The following is a 19,176-nucleotide window of genomic DNA, read 5'->3' as shown; positions in this document are numbered from 1 at the left end:
GGATCACGGGCCCGGTTGGCCAATAGTCAGTTCGATTTCGCCGATGCCGTCGACGCCGCCGGTGATCTTTTCGCCCGGCCCAATGGCGCCGACGCCAGCTGGCGTTCCGGTGAAGATCAGGTCGCCGGGCCGAAGTTCTACCGCCTCGCTGCAAATCGAGACGATGTCGGGAACCGGCCAGATCAGTTCGGCGAGGTCGCCGTCCTGCCTGATCTCGCCGTCGACCGCGAGCCAGACGCGACCCTTTTCGAGATGACCGGATTTTTGCGCCGGGACCAGCGGGCCGCAGGGCGCTGAGCGGTCGAAGGCTTTCGACCAGTCCCACGGCCTTGCCGCCTTTTTCGCCTCGTCCTGAAGGTCGCGGCGGGTCAGGTCGACGCCGACGCCGTAACCCCAGACATGGTCCAGCGCGCGCTCGCGCGGTATGCGAAAGCCGGCTCTGCCGATCGCGACGACCAGCTCGATTTCGTGATGCAGGTTTTGGGTCAGCGGCGGGTAGGGGATCGTGGTGCCCGAACCGACTGCCGCGTCGACCACCGCGTCGCCCGGTTTGGTGAAGAAGAAGGGCGGGTCGCGCTCGTCATTGCCGAGCTCGCGGGCATGCGCGGCGTAGTTGCGGCCGACGCAGAAGATCCGGCGCACCGCAAAACGCTCCGGCGAGCCTGCGACGGCTACCGACGGGGTTGCGGGCAGGGGAAGGACGAAGCCGGTCATGCACTGTCTCTGTTTCAGCGGATCTGTCCCCCGCACATTCGGCCGATTTGGGCGGACGGGCAAGGCATTGGATGGCGGAAGAGCCAGGCCTGTCGCATGGCGCCGCGGAAATCATGGGCACATTCTGCTTTAGCAAGCCAGGATGGCAATGTACTATTTGCCAATAAGCTGGCCATGGTTGCAGGACTATTCTAGGCCAGACCAAACCGAAATGAAGCTGATGACCGATCGCGCCAGGTTCCTGATCATTGACGACCATCCGCTGTTTCGCGAGGCGCTGCACAGCGCCGTGCAGATGGCCTATCCGGAGGTCGACACGGTGGAGGCGCGCTCTATTGCCGAGGCGCTCGAGCTTCTGACGGATGCCAAGCCGTTCGACCTGGCGCTGCTCGATCTCAGTATGCCCGACGTGCATGGCTTCGACGGACTGCTGCAGCTCAGGACGCGTTATCCGCGCCTGCCGGTGGTCATCGTCTCCGGCTATGAGGAACCGAAGATCATTTCCGAGGCGCTGTCCTATGGTGCGGCAGGCTTCATCCCGAAATCGGCGCGCAAGAGCGATCTTGCCGCGGCCATCCGCTCGGTGATGGAAGGCGCGATCTATGTTCCTGGGAGTTATGAGGGCCGGCCGCCCGACGCCAACAGCACCGACCGCGCCGAGATGGTGCAGCGCCTGGCCACGCTGACGCCGCAGCAGCTCAAAGTGTTGCAGATGCTGCGCCAGGGCCTGCTCAACAAGCAGATCGCCTATGAGCTGCAGGTCGGCGAGACCACCGTCAAGGCGCATGTCTCCGAAATCCTGCGCAAGCTCAACGTCTACAGCCGCACCCAGGCGGTGATCGAGGTCTCGAAGCTCGACAATGCCGAGCTGTTTCGGGACCATGCGGGGTTTTGATCTCACGGTCGCCTGCGAACAAAGATGGACTCTTCACCCCTTCTGTTGTTCTAAATTTTCATCAAAAAAAACCGAACCAAGATAGAAGATTCCAGCTTTGTTATATAAATGAATACTTCCTCCATCGTGCAGGCGAAGACCACGGTCGGAATCGCTGTCAAACGTTTTATCGTAGTTGAATCCGACAGAGTTAATCATTAGATATTCCACAACGTTACTCATTTGTAATAGTTTTTTGGAAATTCTTTCGCTATCAAGCTTTGGAAGCCTGATCTCGCCCTTACTGGTTTTCCCAGGATATAAGCCGTAGTACCGAACAGTTTTCAATTCGTTTGTTTCGTCTAGTCCGACCTCGAGGTCGTCGAAGCACATTATATTCTCCCCTTTCTCCCAAAAAGGGTCGGGACCAAGCGCCCGATTGATGGCTTCCGGCACTGACGTTTCATCAAGTTGGTACACAGCCTCTCCTCGAAGAATGCGCCAAAAGGGAGATGTATAGTGTTCAACTTTTTTCTTATTGCTGTTGGTCATTGTTTTGTTCGGCACACCCTTCATTGCCCCCTTGTTCCCCGGCAGCGTCGTTCTTGGCCTTGTCCGCGACGGTTTCAATCACTGCAATTCAAAATCGGTGACAGGTGCACCATGTTTCTTTCGTCGCCTGCCTCATTTTCGTGGGTTCACGGCTTTGCCGATTTGCACCGCAACCCGGTCAGCTGCGTTACCTAGTGCGGCAGACCGGGAACGATAAGGCGGGCGAGGCGAGCCGTGCAGTCGATCTACGGACAACGACGGCCGGGCGAACAGTAGAAAAGTGCACTGTCACCGTAATTTCTAAGGTAGGCGGCGATCCCTCGGGGAGGTCGTCAGTTATGTCTTCCCATCCGACGGGCAAGTCGAAGGTGATGCCGTAGAACTGCACTATCATTGTGGTTTCCCGGGTCCTCTCAGTCGCGCATGGCATGCCCGGCATAGTCAACGGCACCGCGTCGGCGCGCATAAGCGTCACCCTTGTTATCCGGTTTGCATGAGCGTGATATGAGATATGTATTGAATGATGCGCCTCGTCGAAGCGGTCCCAACGGCCGTATTCACCCAAAAAAGGATCTCTCCGTGCCGCGCCGCTTTTTGAGGGCACGCCCAATATACGCAGCACGTCGTTGCGGCTGAGTGAAAAGGAAATGTCCAGGAGGCTTCGATCCAAATTATCAGCCTCTATGAATATGGTGTCTATTTTTTCATCGCTATCGCAGATGAAGGAAAATCTGTTACGCGCAGAAACGTAGTCTATGCGGATTTCCGGAAGATCATTGTCAACAGTTCGTTTGAATTCCCAGGACTCAAACGGCGGTGACGTCAAAGGAGATGACGCCGGTTTTCCCAAGTAGTCGAGGATCGCGTTAGTCATTCTCTAAGCCAGCAGATGTGCCAGCAACGCCCTCAGCTGCGCTGGCTTCAGCGGCTTGCGCATCAGCTCGATGCCGGCGGCGCGGGCGGCCTTGGCGACTGTCTCCGAGCCGTCTGCGGTGACGATCAGCGCGGGCACGGCGCGACCGAGATAATCACGGACCTCGGCGATTGTGGTGGTGCCGAGGTCGCCGCCGTCGAGATGCTGGTCGGCTATGACAATATCTGGCAACCAGTCGGTATCGCCAAGCATGTCGAGCGCGTCACCGGTCGAAGTGGCGGGGCGCACCAGGCATTGCCAGCGCTCGAGCAGGGAGGTCATCGCCTGCAGCACGTCGATGTCGTTCTCGACCAGCAGCACCTTTGTGCCGAACAGGCCGTAGCCACGCGGCCGCTCCATCTCGGCGGTGCTGGCGATTAGATCGGCTGCGTCGCCGATCCCGACCGGAACGTCGATATGGAAAATCGTGCCATGTCCGACCTTCGACGAAAACGTGACGGGATGGCCGAGTGCCGCGGCGATGCGGCGCACGATGGCCAGCCCCAACCCCAGCCCGCCGGCGGCAAGCCCGGCATCCGTCGGGATCGCGCCGCGATGGAATTCCTCAAACACCGCCTCGCGCTGGTCGTCGGGGATGCCGCAGCCGGTATCGGCGACGTCGATGCGGATCGTGTCGCCGCGATGCCTGGTGCCGACCAACACGCCGCCCGAGCGGGTATAGCGCAGTGCATTGGACAGGATGTTCTGCAGGATGCGGCGCAGCAAGGTTCGGTCCGAACATACGAGCGCATTGACCGGCCGGAACTTCAGCGTCAGCCCCTTCATCTCCGCGACCGGCTGAAAATCCGAGCGCAGAGACGAAAACAGCGTCTCCAGGCTGACATCGGTGATGTCGGGCTGCACGACGCCGGCATCGAGCTTGGAAATGTCGAGCAAGGTGCGGAGCAGGTCCTCCATCGTCTCAAGCGATCGCTCGACCTGGCGGACCAGGTTTCTGCCTTCGTCGCTGGTCTGTACTTCGGCAAGCGCCGAGACCGACAGATGCGCGGCGTTCAGCGGCTGCAGCACGTCATGGCTGGCGGCCGCCAGGAACCTGGTCTTGGACAGGTTCGCCAGCTCGGCGTTTTCCTTGGCCGCGTTCAAGTCGATGTTCGACTGCTCCAGCCGGCGCAAGGTCGAATGCAGCTCTTCGGTGCGGTTGCGCACCCGGTTCTCGAGCGAAATGGCGGTCTGGAACAGCGAAAAGGCATTGCCTTGCTGGTCCATGGAACGCTCGACGCGGCTGATCAGCGCGGCGTTGATCTTCTTCAGCCTTTCCAGGTCGTCGATGTTCCTCAGCGGCATCCCGGATTTCCTACTCCGCCGCTTCGGCCGCGTTGCGTTCACCGAAGGCGATGCCGGTAAAGGTCTGGTTCAGATGCATCGAACGGTACTGTTCGCCATAGGTGCCGAAGCCGAGGACGTTGTTGACCTTGTAGAGTTCCGAAATCTCGCGATAGACTTGGCGGTTGCGCGCGTCGAGCCGGCGCAGCACGCAGTCGAAGCCGAGGATCAGGTCGATGCCGCCAAGCCTTTCGCTGACGTCGCTGAGCGCGGCGCGGGTCGCCTCGACCATGTCCTTGGGCTGGGCGACGGCAAGCACGACACCATCGTCGATGGCGCAGAAGAACGACAGCGAGCCGTCCGCGTGCATCTTCTGGATTGAACGGCAGTAAAATTCGCCGCCCACTTTCACCACCACCGGGTGCGAGGCAAAACTCAGTGGCGTCAGCATCTGCGCGACGACGCCGACCGAGGCGGCATATTCCTCGGCGGCATTGGTGGCGTTGAATTCGCGCACGATGCGGTGGTCGGGATCGGATGCCGTCACCACCAGCTTCTCGTCGGTGGGAACGAAATTGTCGGTCTTGAACACGTGGAAAGGAATTTCCGTGGTGATCAGCACGATGATGGCGCTGTCGGAGGTCACTTTGCCGTTCGAGATCAGCCGCGTTGTTTCGAATTTCAAATCATCGCCAGCCGACCCGCCGATCAGTGGAATATCGTCGAGCCCCCAATGGATGGCGGAGGTCACCGCTTCTTCGGCATAGGACAGCCCGTCGATCAAGCAGAGCGCGAAAGTGGTGTCGGCTCGCTCGTGCCCGAGGCGCTCGCGTAACGAACGCCTCAGCGCCTCGACTTCGCCGGTAATCCCGTCCATGCCGGATGAGGACAGATTTTCGACCATGGTGCTGGCTGCCGAAAACGATGCGGAGGGAAACAGCATAGCCAGGATCTGGCCTTCCTCCAGCCCTTTGGGCGTTATCTCACCGGCCGTCGAGCAGCCGGCATAGTGGAGCGCCGGCGCGTGGGTCTTCAGCGCTTCCGACAGGGCGACGGCCTCTATGAGACGTTGCGAGAAAAACAGGAGGGCAAACCCGGCGTCGATGGCCATTGCTTCCGCTGCCACCGCCCGGGCGAACGCATCCGCGTCAGATTGGTCGGTGGTGAGCACCGAAAGGCCGCATGCATAGCGCGTCCGTGACTTGGCCAGCGGCTTCCTCCTCCATTTCCTCCGACGCTTTTTTTGTGCGCGTCTGGCGCGCCGGCGTCGAGGTCATTGTTGTCTTGAAGCGGTGCTTTGGCAATGAGCCAACATGATGGATTTGAAGTTTCTGCCGTTTGACGGCGTCCGCGCAGCCGCTCACAGACGGAAGGCGACATCGCACCGCGATGGCGGTGGCTGCCGCCAACGCCTGAGACTGCAGACCGTCGTTTTGGGAAGGGGCCTTGATGGCCCCTTTTTTGTGCGTCCCGTACTTCGGCGTGTCGTTATCTCGCACTTGCACAAAGTTTTAGTGCATTGCAATATGGCTGAGAATGCGGCCTCCAGCCCGCCTGTCGCAGAAGGGACCGGCATGACGGACATCTCCGCGACGCGTCTTGTCGTGTCCAGGCCTGTCGCCGACAGCTCGGCAAGAACCAGGCTTGCCTATCTCGACGGCTGGCGCGGCCTGTCGATCGCGCTGGTGCTGATCGGCCATTTCTTCCCCGTTCCCGCCATCAATCTCGGTGTCCTGGGCGTCGAATTCTTCTTCGTACTCAGCGGCCGGCTGATGGCCGAGATCCTGTTTGTCGAACATTATCCGCTGAAGAAATTCTTCAAGCGCCGGTTCTCTCGCATCTATCCGGCACTGCTGGTGTTTGTCGTTGCCGCGATGGTTGCCTTGTCCGGCACATTCATCGCCTTCAAGTGGAAGGCGGCGCTGACTGCGCTGACGTTCACTTACAACTACGCCGGAATTCTCGTCACCCGCGCCGGCGCGCTCGACCATATCTGGTCGCTCTGCGTCGAAGAGCACGCCTATATCATCCTGGCGCTGATCAGCGTCGTCGTTTCGAAGCGATCGCACGTCATCCTATTGCTAGGTGCATTGTCGGTGCTGGCCATGGCAAACGGCGCCATCTCCTACCGGGTGTTCGCAATAGGCTACGAGGGCGCCTATTGGCGCACCGACGTGCACATCGCCTCGATCCTGCTTTCGGCGGTGATATGCCTGCTCAAGGCCGACGACAGGCTGCCGGCGCTGCTCAAGGGGCCGCATGTCGCCCTGGCGGCCTCAGTCGTGGCTGTGCTCCTTTTCATGGCTGCCGTGCCAACCCCGATCCACTATCTGGTCGCGGTGCCGCTGCTGGCACTCGCCGTCAACTCGCTCGACTTCAGCAGCCGGTACCTGACCGGGTTTCTATCCTCCCGGCCGATGACGATGCTGGGGCTGTGGTCGTATTCGCTCTATCTTTGGCAGCAGCCCTTTTATCAATTCGTCGACATACAAGGTAGTTCGGCGTGGCTGACGCTGGTGGCGGCGTTCGCTTGCGCTCTGTGCAGCTACTACATCGTCGAAAAGCCGGCCCGCTCCTGGCTGAACCGCAATTGGTAGGGTGAATAGCGCCCGCCGTTCAGCCGGCGATCCGTCTTGCATAATACCGCACGGCTTTCTTGCCGCCGTGGATTACCGCGTCGCCCACTTCCACAAAGCCGAGTGCGGTATGGAAGGCGTCCGAAGCCGGATTGGGTGGCTCGGCATTGACTTCGCAGGTGACGATCGCCTGGCCGGCGCGTGACGCCTGCTCGAACAGATCCTCATACAGCCGGCGGGCATGGCCGCGGCCGCGCGCTTTGGCGTCGACCACGACACGATCGACATAGACGAACCGCGGATAGCGCTGGCGAAACCACAGGAAGTTGGGGCTGTCGTAGCTGGCGTCCTGATGGAAGGTCATGATGAAGGCTTCGAGCGTGCCGATGCGGCGCGTGTAAAACGCTTCGCCGAGCAGGAAGGAGAGGCGCTCGGGTTCGAGCCATGACAATTCGGCAGCATGCTCGTTGTTGAGCGCGAGGATGGCGGGCTCATCCTGCGGCGAGACCTGCTCGATCGGGAAATGCGTTTCAATCATGTTTTCTTCTGTCATCCGGCATCATGTCCGGGCAGCGGCGATGGTTGCCGCCACCATCGCCTCGTCGGTCACGGTGTTGCGGTATTCGCGGTCGAGGTCGGTGCCGCCCATGCCGACTTTCGGATTGCGGTAACGCATGGCGCTCGGCACGTCCTTGAGCGCGGCGAAGTGCATTTCGCTCAACCCGGTTTTCCTCCGCACCTTGCCGATGTTCTCGGGATCAAGCCCGCCGCAGCCGAGGATGATGATGCGGTCGCCGGCCTGCCTGACAAGATCGGCGAGCAGGTCAGCGCCCTCGAGCGCCGTGTCCCGCTGGCCGCTGGTCAGCACGCGGCCGACCTTGCAGCGGATCAGCGCCTCCAGTGCCTCTGTCGGGTCGCGGGTCATGTCGAAGGCGCGGTGGCAGGTGACGTTCAAGTCCCCCGCCGCCTTCACCAGTTCGCTCATGCGCTGCTCGTCGATCATGCCGTCGGCGTTGAGGCAGCCGACGACGACACCGGCGACGCCGAGCTCGGCAAGCGCGCGGACATCGGCGAGCATCGAACGATATTCGGCTTCGCTATAGAGAAAATCGCCGCCGCGCGGCCGCACGATGACGTGGAACGGGATCGTCGCTAATTCAAGCGCCGTGCGCACGGTGCCGAAGCTCGGCGTGATGCCGCCTTCGATCAGGCTGGCACAGAGCTCGACACGGTCGGCGCCGGCGGCTTGCGCGGCCAGCAGGCCGTCTATGCCTTCGACGCAGATCTCGATCAGCGGCAGGCGAGGGCGTTCGGTCTCGGTCATGGGCGATCCGTCGATGATTTGGCTGGCCAGCGGTAGCATCGGGTCTGGTGCGATGAAAGCCCGAAGTGTTGGCTCAATGTGCTTGCGGGCGCGCCTGCCATTCCGCCGCTTGACACATTCATAACTTAAGCGTTATACGTAACTCATAGCTGATGGGTTATTGGTTCTCATGGAGAGCGCGTTGTTGAATAGCCCAGCCAAACCGCAAACAACGGGTCCGAAGTCATGACTGAAGCAACCACAATCGAAACCAAATCCATTGTCGTCGAGCGTCTGATTCCGCACGCGGCTGAAAAGATATGGCGCGCACTGACCGTGCCGCATCTGGTTGCCGAATGGCTGATGGAGAACGACTTTGCGCCTGAGCAAGGCCATCGCTTTACCTTTCGCGCGACGCCGGTGCCTGGCTGGTCCGGCGTGACGAACTGCGAGGTGCTGAAGATCGAGCCGCCACGCCTGCTCGCCTACAGCTGGGGCGACGGCACCGAATCCGACAGCGGTCTGAAGACCGTGGTGACATGGTCGTTGACGCCCGAAGGTACGGCGACGCGGGTGCGCATGGAGCATTCCGGGTTCCGGTCCGAGGACGAGCGCGGCTACATCGGCATGGGAAGCGGCTGGCCGCGCATTCTCGAGCGGCTTGAGCGGGTGACTGCCTCGCAAAGCTGAAGATCCCGGCGCTCGCCTTGCCGCAACGCGGCGGCCGGCGAACTGACAGAACCAAGAAATATCGAGACCCCGGATGTTCGTCGTCCGGGCTTGAGAAAACACGTCCGAAGGAGACCACTGTGCAAGCACGATTGAAAAACCCGGTGATGCTCATTCCCGGCGCCCTGCAGGCGCTGCTCGCGCTGGACAAGTCGACGGAAACGGCTGACCTGTCCTATGTGACGCGCAAGCTCGTCCATTTGCGCGCCAGCCAGATCAACGGATGCAGCCTCTGCGTCGACATGCATGCGCGCGAATTGAAGAAGGCCGGCGAAAAGGACGAGCGCGTCTTCACCGTGTCCGCCTGGCGGGAGACACCTTATTTCACCGACGCCGAGCGCGCCGCGCTGGCGCTGACCGAGGCGGCAACCCGGTTGGCCGACCGGCCGGATCCGGTGCCGGACGCGGTCTGGGACGAGGCAGCCCGGCACTACGACGAAAAGGCGCTTGCCGCCCTGGTCGTCCAGATTGCCCTGATCAATGCGTTCAACCGTCTCAACGCAACTACCAGGCAGATGGTCGGCGCCTGGGGCTGAACGGGGCCGGGTTCCCGCAAAGCCACATCAGATCCGCAGCTTGTGAGAATTCGCGCGCACGAAGTCGATGAAGGCCCGCAGCTTCGGCGGTACGAGGCGGCGGCTCGGATAATAGAGGTGGAGCGGCTCGTAAGCGGGACAGAAAGGCTCCAGCACCTTGACCAGCGCGCCTGAGGCAAGAAGCGGCGCGGCGAGGCCCTCGACCGCGAAGGCGAGGCCAAGCCCCTGCGCGGCGGCGGTAATGCACAGCGGAAGCGTGTTCACGACCAGACATGCGTCCGGCGTGAATGCGACTTCGCGTCCCTCCACGATGAACTCCCAGGGCGAAATCGTGCGGGTGCGGGTGAGAGCGAATGCGATGCAGCGATGGGCGGCGAGGTCGGCCGGCCGCTTCGGCGTGCCGTTGCGCGCCAGATAATCGGGGCTGCCGACCACGACCATCTGCAGGGGTCCGCCCAGGCGCGCGCCGATCATATCTTTCTGGAGAAGCTCGCCGATGCGCAGGCCGGCGTCGAAGCCCTCGGCGGCGATGTCGACGAAGCTGTCGTCGAAGATCAGGCTAAGCCGCACTTCGGGATAAGCATCCATGAACGGCCGCATCAGCGGTTCGATCAGCAGCGGGGCGGCGATCCAGGGCAGGCTGAGGCGCAGCGTGCCGGCGGGACGGTCGCGGGCCTCGCGCAGTGCCGCACCAGCCGCCCGGATATCTTCGGCTGCCGGGCGCACATGATCGAGGTATTGGGCACCGGCTTCGGTCAAGCCAACGCTGCGGGTCGTACGGTTGAGCAGCCGCACCCCCAGGCGCTCCTCGAGCCCCTTGACCGCCTCGCTCAACGAGGCCGGAGCGACGCCGAGCTCGGCTGCGGCGCGGGTGAAGCTCCTGGCCTCCGCAACTTTTACGAAGGCGACGATGCCGCTGAATTGGTCGAGGCGCATTGTAAGGTTTTTCCAAATAGCCCTGTCGAACCCTACTGGTTTTTCCGGCGAACAAAAGGCGTCATGTTGGGCTCGACGAACGGGCCTCGCTGTTGCGACGGCTCGAACTGGCAAGGAGACAGGACCGATGACCAGGCTCGCTTCACTCGCCGCCGGCGCCCTTCTGGCGGTGTCTGCCGCCCCGGCGAATGCCGGGCCGCTGGAGGACAGCAACATCCAGCTCATCAAGGACTACTACGCAGCTTACGCGAGCGGCAATCCCGAGGCCGTGCGGCCCTTCCTCGCGCCTGACATCGTGTGGCGCATTCCCGGTCATCATCCGCTCGCCGGCGACAAGCGCGGCCGGACGAGGTGGTCGCCTTCTTCCGCGGCCTGGCCGACGGCAAGTTCAAGGCGGAGCCGATCTTCTTCCAGGCGCAGGGCGACCTCGTCGTCGATGTCCATCGCGGCTGGTCGAATGTCGGCTCAGGTCCCGAGATCGACCAGCTCTACGCGCTGATGTTCCGCATCAAGGACGGCAAGATCGCCGAGGCACAGAATTTTTTGACCGACATGTATCAGTCGGACGCCTTCTACTGGGCTCATTACCCGCTGACGCCATTGCCCGGCCGACTGGCTGGCGAGCGCTGGGACGGCGGTCTTTCTCGCAACGCGCCGCGCTTCTCACTCCAAGCCAAAGGAGACTTGCGATGCTTAAAATCCTGACACTTGCTGCAGCAACCGCCGTGGCGCTCGCCGCCTCCAATGCCTTCGCCGCACCGCGCATCGAGCGCGTCGCTTTCGCCTCGAACGGTGAGCAGATCATCGGCGAGCTCTATCTGCCGGAGGATTTGGACGCGGCGAAACCTCGGCCCGCGCTGGTCGTCACCGGCGCCTGGATGACGGTAAAGGAGCAAATGCCGGCCCGCTACGCGCGCGAGATGGCCGACCGCGGCTTCGTCGCCTTGACGTTCGATTTTCGCGGTTGGGGCGAAAGCGGCGGCATACGCCGCCAGTACGAGGATCCTAAGGCCAAGATCGCCGACATCGAAGCAGCGGTCGCCTATCTCGCGAGCCGGCCCGAAGCCGATCAGGACCGCATCGGGGGGCTCGGCATTTGCGCCAGCTCCGGCTACATGGTCACCGCTGCGGCCGAAAACGCCGCGATCAAGTCGGTCGCCCTCGTTGCGCCCTGGTTGCAGGATGCCGAAGTGGTCGAGCAGACCTATGGCGGCAAGCACGGCGTCGCCAGGCTTGAAGCCACGAGCGATGCGGCCGAGGCCGCGTATCGCCGCACCGGCAGACAGGCGTTCCTGCCGGCCGCGAGCCTGACCGACGAGCGCGCGATCATGTTCAAGATGCCCTATTACACCGAGCCCGATCGCGGCATGATCCCGGCCTGGCGCAACGAGGCCGATCCGGCCTTCTGGCGCGGCTGGCTGAGGTTCGACGCCATCCAGGCTGCCCCGCGCCTGCACCAGCCCTTTCTGATGGTGCATAGCGAGGCGGCAGCCATTCCCCAGGGTGCGCACAAGTTTTACGCGCGGCTGACCAGCTCCAAGCAGGAGCTGTGGCTCGACAACGTCACCCAATTCGATTTCTACGATCGTGCCGCGCCGGTGAAGGCGGCGAGTGATGCCGTCGCCGCGCACTTCCGCGCGACGCTGGGCAGTGCGGGGGAGGCGGGACAATGAGCTTCGTCACCCGCCGGCATGTCCTGATCTCGGCGGTTTCCGCTGCGATGATTTCCGCCATCTCGGCGCCCGCCTCGAGCGCATCGGGAGATGCGCTGACGGTCGAAGACAGGATCGCAATCGCCGAGGCGGTTGCCGGGATCGGCCTCTATGCCGATCTGCGTGAATGGAACCGGGTCAGATCCTATCTCGCGGCCCGCGTCACGACCGACTATACCAGCCTTTTCGGCGGCGAGGCGACAACCAGCGACCGCGACGCGCTGATCGCCGTGTGGCAAGGGCTGCTGCCGGGCTTCGACGCCACCCAGCACCTCATCACCAACATCACCGTCGAAGGCGCGGGCAATGACGCGGTTGCACGCAGCCATGTCCGCGCAACTCACTGGATCGGCGCCCGGTTCTGGACGGTCGGCGGCAGCTATCTCCACCGGCTGGTGCGGACGCCGGAAGGCTGGCGCGTCAACGCCATTGCCATCCATCGGTTGTACGAGGAGGGGGATCGCGCCGTTCTGGCCGCCGCTGCCGACCGGGCGAAAGCGGCGGAGTGAATTCGGACGTTGCTTGCTGCAGTGCCCGACGACCGCAGCTACTGGCGCAATACCGTGTTCTTGGTGCCTTCTTCAACCTGATCGATGACCAGCAGTTTGACGGGATCGGCGCCGACATTGGTCGCTTGATGCCATTGCCCGATCATTTCGATGATGAAATCACCTGTTTGATAGGTGTTGCTCTTGCCGGTCTCGACATTGGTCACCTGAAGCGTGCCGGCCTCGACATAGGCATAGCGCGGAAACGGATGCTTGTGGACCGGCAAGGTCGCGCCCGGCGCGATCTGATAGGCCGAGACCAGGACCTGCACGTTCTTCTGGGGCAGCGTAATCGGCTGGCCGGACGCGGTCTCGGTGCGAGAGGCAAGCGGGGTCACGACAACCGGGGTGCCGCTGGCATCCAGCGCCTGGGCCCTATTTGCAAACAGTGCAGCCGCGAGCAGCAGCGTCGATGCCAAGATTTTTCGCATGATTCCCCCCGAGCTGCGTCAGCATTGCGCAGCACGCATTGGCGCGCAAGCTGTCTGTTCAGGAGCGCCTATCCCGCTCTTCTAAATATGCCCGGCGTCATGCCATGCATGGCCCGGAATGTACGGGACAGATGGCTCTGGTCGGCGAAACCTGCCGCGATGGCGGCGTCGGCGAGGCCAAATCCCCGTTCGATCAGCGCGCTCGCCCGGCGCAATCGCCGGTCGCGGATATAGGCCGCCGGCGTGAGGCCGATCGCCTTGTTGAAGTCGCGGATGACCTGGAACCGGGTTACGCCGGCCGCGCCTGCAAGCCGCTTGAGGTCGAGCTGCGAGCCAAGCTCGCTTTCGACAAGATCGCGGTAGAGCGAAAACCTTCGCCGTGAACTGGAGCTTTCGAGCTCCTCGGGACGCCCGTTCCAATCGCCATGCCGAACGATCAGCCGTCGCAGCGCCACGAACAGGGACGTCTCGGCCATCGTTGTGTCCGGGGATGTCGAGCCCTGGTGTGCTGCCGCCAACGCTGCAGCAAGACCACTGTCTTGGATAGTCGCGCGCGAAAAGACCGGAGCGCCATCGCGGCCGAGTTCGCGGGCAAGCGCGGTCATCAGCGGCACCGAAGGATAAAACGTCCGGTAGGCCCAGCCTTCGTCCGCGCCGCGTTCGCCGTCATGCCACTCCTCTGGATTAACGACGGCAATGGCGCCTGCCGGAGCAAGAACGCTTTGACGGCCGATGCGAATCCGCTCGCAGCCGAAGGTGATCAGGGCGATCACATAGGTCGGGTGCGTGTGCAGTTCGTAGCGGTGCTGGGTGAAGCGCGCCTCGAACAGGCCAAGGTCGGGGAAGCACGGATGCCGCCAGTATTTCCCGGTCTCTGCCGCTTCGTTTGTCCTTGCCATGGTCAATCCGGTTCAAGACGCCTCTCGTCCGGCCTTGTATGCCTGGCAGGATCAAATCGCGCCGCCTTTGTCGGCGTGAAAGGAGGCATCATGCTGCATAATGACCGCATCGCCGCGCTGACACCAGACGTCATAGGCTGGCGGCACCATATCCATGCCAATCCGGAGCTCGGATTCAATGAATACGAAACGGCGCGTTTCGTTGCAGAGAAACTACGCTCCTTCGGCCTCGACGAGGTGCATGAAGGGATCGGCGGCACCGGGGTCGTCGGTGTCCTGCGCAGCGGTGGTGGCGCGCGCGGCATCGGCCTGCGCGCCGAGCTGGACGCGCTTCCGGTGCTGGAGAAAACCGGCTTGCCCTATGCCTCCAGGAAAGAAGGAGTAATGCATGCCTGCGGCCATGACGGCCACGCCGCCGTGCTGCTCGGCGCCGCCAAACTGCTCAGTCAATCCCGCACCTTCGACGGCACCGTCGCTTTCATCTTTCAGCCGGCCGAGGAGAACGAGGGCGGCAGCATGCGCATGATCGAGGACGGCCTGTTCAAGCGCTTTCCGGTCGAGGCGGTCTATGCAGTCCACAACTGGCCGGGCGTCAGGCTGGGGACGATCGCCGCCCGCGTCGGGCCGCAAATGGCGGCCGTGGATAATTTCGAACTGACCTTCGAGGGTCTTGGCGCGCATGCCGCGATGCCGCAGTTCGGCGACGACCCGATCCTGGCCGCCGGCGCCTTCGTGCAAGCCGTCCAGCGCATCGTCAGCCGCTCGGTCGACCCGCAAAGCGCGCTTGTCGTCAGCCTCACGCAGATCCATGGCGGCAATGTCGGCAACATCGTGCCGGGCAAGGTCTGGCTGCAAGGCACCTGCCGCTTCTTCGAGCCCGGCCTTTCCGACCATTGCGAGAGGCTGATCGGCGAGATCGCACAAGGTATTGCCGCCGCGCATTCGCTCAAGGCCAGGCTCGATTACCGGAAGGGCTATCCGCCGCTGATCAACACCGCGGACGCGACGGCCCGCGCCGTCGAGGCGGCGGCATCCGCCGTCGGCCGGGAGAATGTCATGACCGAGTTCAGTCCCAGTCTCGGCTGCGAGGATTTCGCTTTCATGATCCGTGAGGCGAGCGGCTGCTATGCGTGGATCGGTGCCGGCGAGGTCGGCCCGGGCGAAGGCCTGCACGGCGACCGCTACGTCTTCAACGACGAGATCGTGCCGACGGTAATGCGCTATTACGTCAACCTCGTCGAGCAGACGCTTCCGCGGGCCGGTCCTTCTACAGCAGTTTTTCCGGCGTGATCGGCAGCTCCCGGATCCGCTTGCCTATAGCGTCGAAGACGGCATTGGCCACCGCAGCGGCAACGCCGGTGGCGCCGAGCTCGCCGATGCCCTTGCCGCCAATCGGGCTGGCATGCTCGTCCACCTCGTCGACGAAGTGGATAATGATATCGCCGGGAATGTCGGCGTTGACCGGAATGGCGACCCCGGAAAGGTTCTTCGACAGGAACCGTCCAAGCACCGGTTCGTGCCTGCTCTGCTCCATCGCCGCCATGCCCCAGCCCCAGATGATGCCGCCCGTCATCTGGCTGCGTGCGGTGCGGGGATTGACAATGCGGCCGGCGCTGTAGCTGCCGACGGCGCGACGAAGCCTGAGCAGGCCGAGCCCCGGATCGACACCGACCTCCATGAAGATCGCGCCGAAAGTGCGCATGGCGAGGCCTTTGCCATGCTGCGCCGGATCGAACGAGCCGGAGCCGATGATCTCGCCGATGTCGGTATGGCTCATAACATCGGCGATCGTCTGACCGCCGGCAGCGCCTTTGCGGCGAATCTTGCCGTCTTGCATCTCGACCTCGTCCGGCAGCAGATTGGCAAGACGGGCAAGCTGCGAACGTGCATCTTCGGCGGCTGCGAGCACCGCCGCGCCCACCCCCATGGTCGACGATGAGCCATAGGTCGGACCCGCCTCCGGCAGCTGTGTATCGCCCATTTCCAACTCGATCTTCTCCATCGGCAGGCCCAGCACGTCGGCTGCGATCTGCGGAAAGATGGTGAGTGTTCCGGTTCCTATGTCCTGGGTGCCGGTGCGGATGAGCACCGTGCCGTCCCTGTGCAGCCTGACCTCGGCTGCAGGCGTCGGGTGGCGGAAACAGCCCATGCTGCAGGTCGCCATGCCGTAGCCGATCAGCCAATCGCCGTCCCGTTGCGGCTTGCGCGGGCGCTCGCGCCAGCCGAACAGGCGGGCGCCTTCCTCATAAGCCTCGCGCAGCTTCTTCGATGACCAGGGCCGGCCGGTGGCCGGATCCGTGTCCGCATGGTTGATCAGACGCAGGTCGAGCGGATCGACGCCCAGGCGGTGGGCGAGCTCGTCCATCGCGCTTTCGAGGGCCCAGGTACCCGGACCCTCGACCGGCGCGCGCAGCGCCGTCGGCATGGCGACGTTTGCGCGCTCGACGCGCTGGCTGAGACGCATGGCCGGCGTGGCGTAGAGACCCTTCGAGGCCTCGGTGGCGAACTCGACGAAATCGTCGGTCACGGTTGTCAGGTTGACCACGTCCTGTTGCACGGCGGTCAGCTTGCCCGACCTGTCCGCCGCCAGCACGATCTTCTGTGCCATGCGCGGCTGGTAGCCGAGGCAGGAATAGGCATTGGCGCGGCTGAGCGCCAGCCGGACCGGGCGCTGCATGATGCGCGCCGCGGCGGCGGCCAGCACCTGATGCGGCCAGATCCAACCCTTACCGCCGAAGCCGCCGCCGGTATGGCGGGAAATCACGCGGACCTTCTCGGCCGGGATATTCAAACGGGCGGCAAGCACCTGGCGGACACCATAGACGTGCTGCGTGGCGTCGTGCAGCGTCAGCTCTCCGTCGTTCCACTCAGCGAGCGTCGCCGAGGGCTCCATGGCGTTGTGATGGCGCGACGGCTGCAGGTAGACGGCTTCGACCATGGCGGCTGCGTTGCTAAGCCCGCGGTCGACCTCGCCCTTCGTAAACGTCGGCTCCAGGAACAGAAAGCCGCTCTCCCTCGGCACGACCGCAGCCTTGTCGATGGCGGTCCACTCCGGCGGTGCCGGCAATTCCGGCTCGGCGAACTCGTAGCGCAATGCGACGCGGCGGGCGCCGGCTTCCGCCGCCTCCAGCGTCTCGCCCAGCACAATGGCAAGCGGCTGGCCCTCGTGGCGTATCTCGTTGCCCTGCATGGGCATGAAGCTCTGCGCCGCCGGCGGGCCTTCGGCCTGCTGCATCTGCGTATCGGGCTCCGCCCTCGGCGATGCGAACCGGCCGAATTTGGGCATGTCCTCATGCGTGAGCACACGCACGACGCCTTTCTCGGCGAGCGCATCGTCGACGGCGATCGACGTCACGCGGCCGGCGGGAACGGGCGCGGTCACCAGCACTGCATGGAGCAGATCGGGAGCAAAATAGTCGGCCGCATAGCTGGCGCGGCCGGTAACCTTGACGCCGCCGTCAGGGCGGGCAACAGGCTGGCTGATCATCATGACGGCATCCTCGCTGCTCTTTCGATCGCCCGCAAAGCGGCGGTCTTGGCCAGTTCGATCTTGTAGGCGTTCTGCGACAAGGGACGCGCTTCGGCGAAGGATTGCTCGATGGCGGTGCTCAACGCCTCGCGATCGCCGAGTTCGGCACCGGCGAGCTGCTCCTCGGCGGCGCTCAGGCGCCACGGCCGCAGCGCGACGGACCCCAGCGCCACGGCAGCCCGACGGATGGTTTGGCCGTCCATCTCCAGCACCGCGGCGGCCGAGACGATGGCATATTCGTAGGATTCGCGCTCGCGCACCTTGAGGTAGGCCGATCGCGGCGCCGCTGCCGGCAGCTCGATTGCCGTGATCAGTTCGCCTTGCTGCAACACATTGTCTGCCTCGGGCCGCGTGTCGGGAAGCAGGTGGAATTCGGCTGCCGGAATACGCCGGCCGCCGCTGCGGTGCGCGGTGACGACGACCGCATCAAGTGCTGCCAGCGCCACCGCCGGGTCGGATGGCTGGGTGGCGACGCAATCTTTGGTCCAACCGAATATCGCGTGATTGTCGTTGATGCCATGCAATGCCGAGCAACCGGAGCCGAGCTGACGCTTGTTGCATGGCAACTGCTCTTCGGCACGGAAATAGGCACAGCGCGTCTTCTGCAGCAGATTGCCGCCTATCGTTGCGAGATTTCTCAGTTGCGGCGACGCCGCGTTGAGGATCGCCTGGCTCAACACCGGATAGTCGCGCATGACCAGCGCATGCTGCGCGACGTCGTTGAGATGCGTCAGCGCGCCGATCTTCAGGCCGCCGCCGGGCAGTGCCTCGATGTGATCCAGCCCGTCGAGGCGGGAGATATCGATGATCCGCGTCGGCCCGGCAATTCCAAGGCGTAGCCAGTTGAGCAATTCGGTGCCGCCGGCGAGAAAGGCGCTATCCGGCGCGGCACCTGCCGCGATCGTTTCGCCCAGGCTGTCGGCGCGCGCATAGACGAATGGGGTCATTGGCTCACCCTCCCGGCCGCCGCGCGCACCGCCTCGACGATTTGCGGATAGGCCGAGCAGCGGCACAGATTGCCGCTCATCCATTCGCGGATCTCGGCATCGGAGCCGGTATGTCCCTCCTCGATCAGCGCCGCCGCCGACATCACCTGGCCGGGCGTGCAGAATCCGCACTGGAAACCATCATGATCGATGAACGCCTGCTGCACGGGATGAAGCGCATCGCCGTTTGCCAGGCCTTCGATCGTCGTGACCTCGCGTCCCTCGGCGGACACGGCAAGTATCATGCAGGCATTCACACGCCGTCCGTCGAGATGCACGGTGCAGGCGCCGCACTCGCCGAAATTACATCCCTTTTTCGTTCCGGTCAGATGAAGCCGCTCGCGCAGCAGGTCGAGCAGCGTGACGCGGGGATCGAGATCGGAAAGGCTGTGATCCTCTCCGTTCACCCGCAACCTCAATAGGTGCCGATCGTGGAAGTTCATGTGGGGTACCTCGAAGCACATGCCGTACTCGCCGCAAGGACTCGTCCAGCAAGCAGCCGCCCACCTGTTGAGACGAAATAGGGCGGGCGATTCCGGGGGAAAGACGCTGTCATGCGCCGAAAGAAAAAAACGCGCGTTTGAGATTTGCGGCGGAAAGGTTTGCACGACCTACGACCGCTCGATCCCCCAAGCCCTTCGATCGGCTGTCGAA

Annotated in this window: 21 protein-coding genes; 8 read left to right on the top strand and 13 right to left on the bottom strand. The window is 63.2% G+C overall.

Features of this window, described 5'->3' with window-relative positions; all coding sequences use genetic code 11:
- Nucleotides 1-3 precede the first annotated feature (3 nt).
- A complete protein-coding gene (locus NKH70_RS21405) occupies nucleotides 4-714 on the bottom strand; it encodes a fumarylacetoacetate hydrolase family protein (RefSeq protein WP_352913336.1) in 711 nt (236 codons plus the stop codon).
- A 211-nt stretch (nucleotides 715-925) separates the two neighbouring features.
- On the opposite strand from NKH70_RS21405, the gene NKH70_RS21400 reads away from it, so the two are divergent.
- The gene (locus tag NKH70_RS21400) at nucleotides 926-1,609 is read left to right on the top strand and encodes a response regulator (protein ID WP_292662956.1); all 684 of its coding nucleotides are present in this window, start codon (nucleotides 926-928) and stop codon (nucleotides 1,607-1,609) included.
- A gap of 33 nt (nucleotides 1,610-1,642) precedes the next feature.
- Here NKH70_RS21400 and NKH70_RS21395 read toward each other — a convergent pair whose 3' ends face one another.
- The 4 genes from NKH70_RS21395 to NKH70_RS21380 all read right to left on the bottom strand — a co-directional run bounded on the left by NKH70_RS21395 (nucleotide 1,643) and on the right by NKH70_RS21380 (nucleotide 5,448).
- Nucleotides 1,643-2,164 (bottom strand): hypothetical protein, encoded by a 522-nt coding sequence (locus tag NKH70_RS21395; RefSeq protein WP_353025944.1) that lies wholly within the window; start codon nucleotides 2,162-2,164, stop codon nucleotides 1,643-1,645.
- Nucleotides 2,165-2,327: 163 nt separating this feature from the next.
- Nucleotides 2,328-3,014, bottom strand: a complete 687-nt coding sequence (locus NKH70_RS21390; protein WP_352913338.1) for a DUF6392 family protein — start codon at nucleotides 3,012-3,014, stop codon at nucleotides 2,328-2,330.
- Between the two features lie 3 nt (nucleotides 3,015-3,017).
- A complete protein-coding gene (locus NKH70_RS21385) occupies nucleotides 3,018-4,358 on the bottom strand; it encodes an ATP-binding response regulator (RefSeq protein WP_353025943.1) in 1,341 nt (446 codons plus the stop codon).
- Between the two features lie 10 nt (nucleotides 4,359-4,368).
- Nucleotides 4,369-5,448, bottom strand: coding sequence for an FIST N-terminal domain-containing protein (locus NKH70_RS21380; protein ID WP_353025942.1), 1,080 nt, complete (start codon nucleotides 5,446-5,448; stop codon nucleotides 4,369-4,371).
- 463 nt (nucleotides 5,449-5,911) lie between these two features.
- On the opposite strand from NKH70_RS21380, the gene NKH70_RS21375 reads away from it, so the two are divergent.
- Nucleotides 5,912-6,934 (top strand): acyltransferase family protein, encoded by a 1,023-nt coding sequence (locus NKH70_RS21375; protein WP_352978311.1) that lies wholly within the window; start codon nucleotides 5,912-5,914, stop codon nucleotides 6,932-6,934.
- Between the two features lie 19 nt (nucleotides 6,935-6,953).
- On the opposite strand, the gene NKH70_RS21370 is transcribed toward NKH70_RS21375, so the two are convergent.
- A complete protein-coding gene (locus NKH70_RS21370) occupies nucleotides 6,954-7,451 on the bottom strand; it encodes a GNAT family N-acetyltransferase (protein ID WP_352978309.1) in 498 nt (165 codons plus the stop codon).
- A gap of 21 nt (nucleotides 7,452-7,472) precedes the next feature.
- Nucleotides 7,473-8,237, bottom strand: a complete 765-nt coding sequence (locus NKH70_RS21365) for a copper homeostasis protein CutC (protein WP_352978307.1) — start codon at nucleotides 8,235-8,237, stop codon at nucleotides 7,473-7,475.
- Nucleotides 8,238-8,462: 225 nt separating this feature from the next.
- Here NKH70_RS21365 and NKH70_RS21360 point away from each other — a divergent pair, with 225 nt between their 5' ends.
- Nucleotides 8,463-8,906 carry an SRPBCC family protein gene (locus NKH70_RS21360; RefSeq protein WP_023676417.1) on the top strand — a complete coding sequence of 148 codons (444 nt, stop codon included), beginning with the start codon at nucleotides 8,463-8,465 and terminating at the stop codon, nucleotides 8,904-8,906.
- Nucleotides 8,907-9,025: 119 nt separating this feature from the next.
- A complete protein-coding gene (locus NKH70_RS21355; RefSeq protein ID WP_292662971.1) occupies nucleotides 9,026-9,481 on the top strand; it encodes a carboxymuconolactone decarboxylase family protein in 456 nt (151 codons plus the stop codon).
- Nucleotides 9,482-9,508: 27 nt separating this feature from the next.
- Here the strand turns inward: NKH70_RS21355 and NKH70_RS21350 are convergent, their stop codons facing one another.
- Nucleotides 9,509-10,417 carry a LysR family transcriptional regulator gene (locus NKH70_RS21350; RefSeq protein ID WP_352913349.1) on the bottom strand — a complete coding sequence of 303 codons (909 nt, stop codon included), beginning with the start codon at nucleotides 10,415-10,417 and terminating at the stop codon, nucleotides 9,509-9,511.
- 351 nt (nucleotides 10,418-10,768) lie between these two features.
- Here NKH70_RS21350 and NKH70_RS21345 point away from each other — a divergent pair, with 351 nt between their 5' ends.
- The 3 genes from NKH70_RS21345 to NKH70_RS21335 are packed head-to-tail and all read left to right on the top strand — an operon-like array spanning nucleotide 10,769 to nucleotide 12,638.
- Nucleotides 10,769-11,122, top strand: a complete 354-nt coding sequence (locus tag NKH70_RS21345) for a nuclear transport factor 2-like protein (RefSeq protein ID WP_352913350.1) — start codon at nucleotides 10,769-10,771, stop codon at nucleotides 11,120-11,122.
- Nucleotides 11,107-12,090, top strand: coding sequence for an alpha/beta hydrolase (locus NKH70_RS21340; protein ID WP_352913352.1), 984 nt, complete (start codon nucleotides 11,107-11,109; stop codon nucleotides 12,088-12,090). The genes NKH70_RS21345 and NKH70_RS21340 overlap by 16 nt, the downstream gene beginning before the upstream one ends.
- Nucleotides 12,087-12,638: a nuclear transport factor 2 family protein gene (locus tag NKH70_RS21335; RefSeq protein ID WP_352913353.1), complete on the top strand. Its 552-nt coding sequence runs from the start codon at nucleotides 12,087-12,089 to the stop codon at nucleotides 12,636-12,638. The genes NKH70_RS21340 and NKH70_RS21335 overlap by 4 nt, the downstream gene beginning before the upstream one ends.
- A gap of 38 nt (nucleotides 12,639-12,676) precedes the next feature.
- Here the strand turns inward: NKH70_RS21335 and NKH70_RS21330 are convergent, their stop codons facing one another.
- Both NKH70_RS21330 and NKH70_RS21325 read right to left on the bottom strand, forming a co-directional pair.
- The gene (locus NKH70_RS21330; RefSeq protein WP_352913354.1) at nucleotides 12,677-13,108 is read right to left on the bottom strand and encodes a cupin domain-containing protein; all 432 of its coding nucleotides are present in this window, start codon (nucleotides 13,106-13,108) and stop codon (nucleotides 12,677-12,679) included.
- Nucleotides 13,109-13,176: 68 nt separating this feature from the next.
- The gene (locus NKH70_RS21325; RefSeq protein ID WP_353025941.1) at nucleotides 13,177-14,007 is read right to left on the bottom strand and encodes an AraC family transcriptional regulator; all 831 of its coding nucleotides are present in this window, start codon (nucleotides 14,005-14,007) and stop codon (nucleotides 13,177-13,179) included.
- A gap of 90 nt (nucleotides 14,008-14,097) precedes the next feature.
- Between NKH70_RS21325 and NKH70_RS21320 the strand changes: the two genes are divergently transcribed.
- Complete coding sequence (locus tag NKH70_RS21320; RefSeq protein WP_352913358.1) at nucleotides 14,098-15,297, top strand: amidohydrolase; 1,200 nt, start codon at nucleotides 14,098-14,100, stop codon at nucleotides 15,295-15,297.
- On the opposite strand, the gene NKH70_RS21315 is transcribed toward NKH70_RS21320, so the two are convergent.
- From NKH70_RS21315 to NKH70_RS21305, 3 genes are read right to left on the bottom strand one after another with little or no spacing between them, the layout of a single operon-like run.
- Nucleotides 15,275-17,497 carry a xanthine dehydrogenase family protein molybdopterin-binding subunit gene (locus NKH70_RS21315; protein WP_353025940.1) on the bottom strand — a complete coding sequence of 741 codons (2,223 nt, stop codon included), beginning with the start codon at nucleotides 17,495-17,497 and terminating at the stop codon, nucleotides 15,275-15,277. The genes NKH70_RS21320 and NKH70_RS21315 overlap by 23 nt on opposite strands.
- Entirely contained in the window at nucleotides 17,494-18,483 is a 990-nt protein-coding gene (locus tag NKH70_RS21310) for an FAD binding domain-containing protein (RefSeq protein ID WP_353025938.1), read from the bottom strand. Before NKH70_RS21310 ends, NKH70_RS21315 begins: the two co-directional genes overlap by 4 nt.
- Complete coding sequence (locus NKH70_RS21305; RefSeq protein WP_352468744.1) at nucleotides 18,480-18,965, bottom strand: (2Fe-2S)-binding protein; 486 nt, start codon at nucleotides 18,963-18,965, stop codon at nucleotides 18,480-18,482. Before NKH70_RS21305 ends, NKH70_RS21310 begins: the two co-directional genes overlap by 4 nt.
- Between the last annotated feature and the right edge of the window lie 211 nt (nucleotides 18,966-19,176).

Origin of the sequence: Mesorhizobium sp. M0991 (genome assembly GCF_040318915.1) — a bacterium.
Lineage (GTDB): Bacteria > Pseudomonadota > Alphaproteobacteria > Rhizobiales > Rhizobiaceae > Mesorhizobium.
Note: the sequence above shows the minus strand (reverse complement) of the source record. Positions and strands in the feature narration are given on the sequence as shown.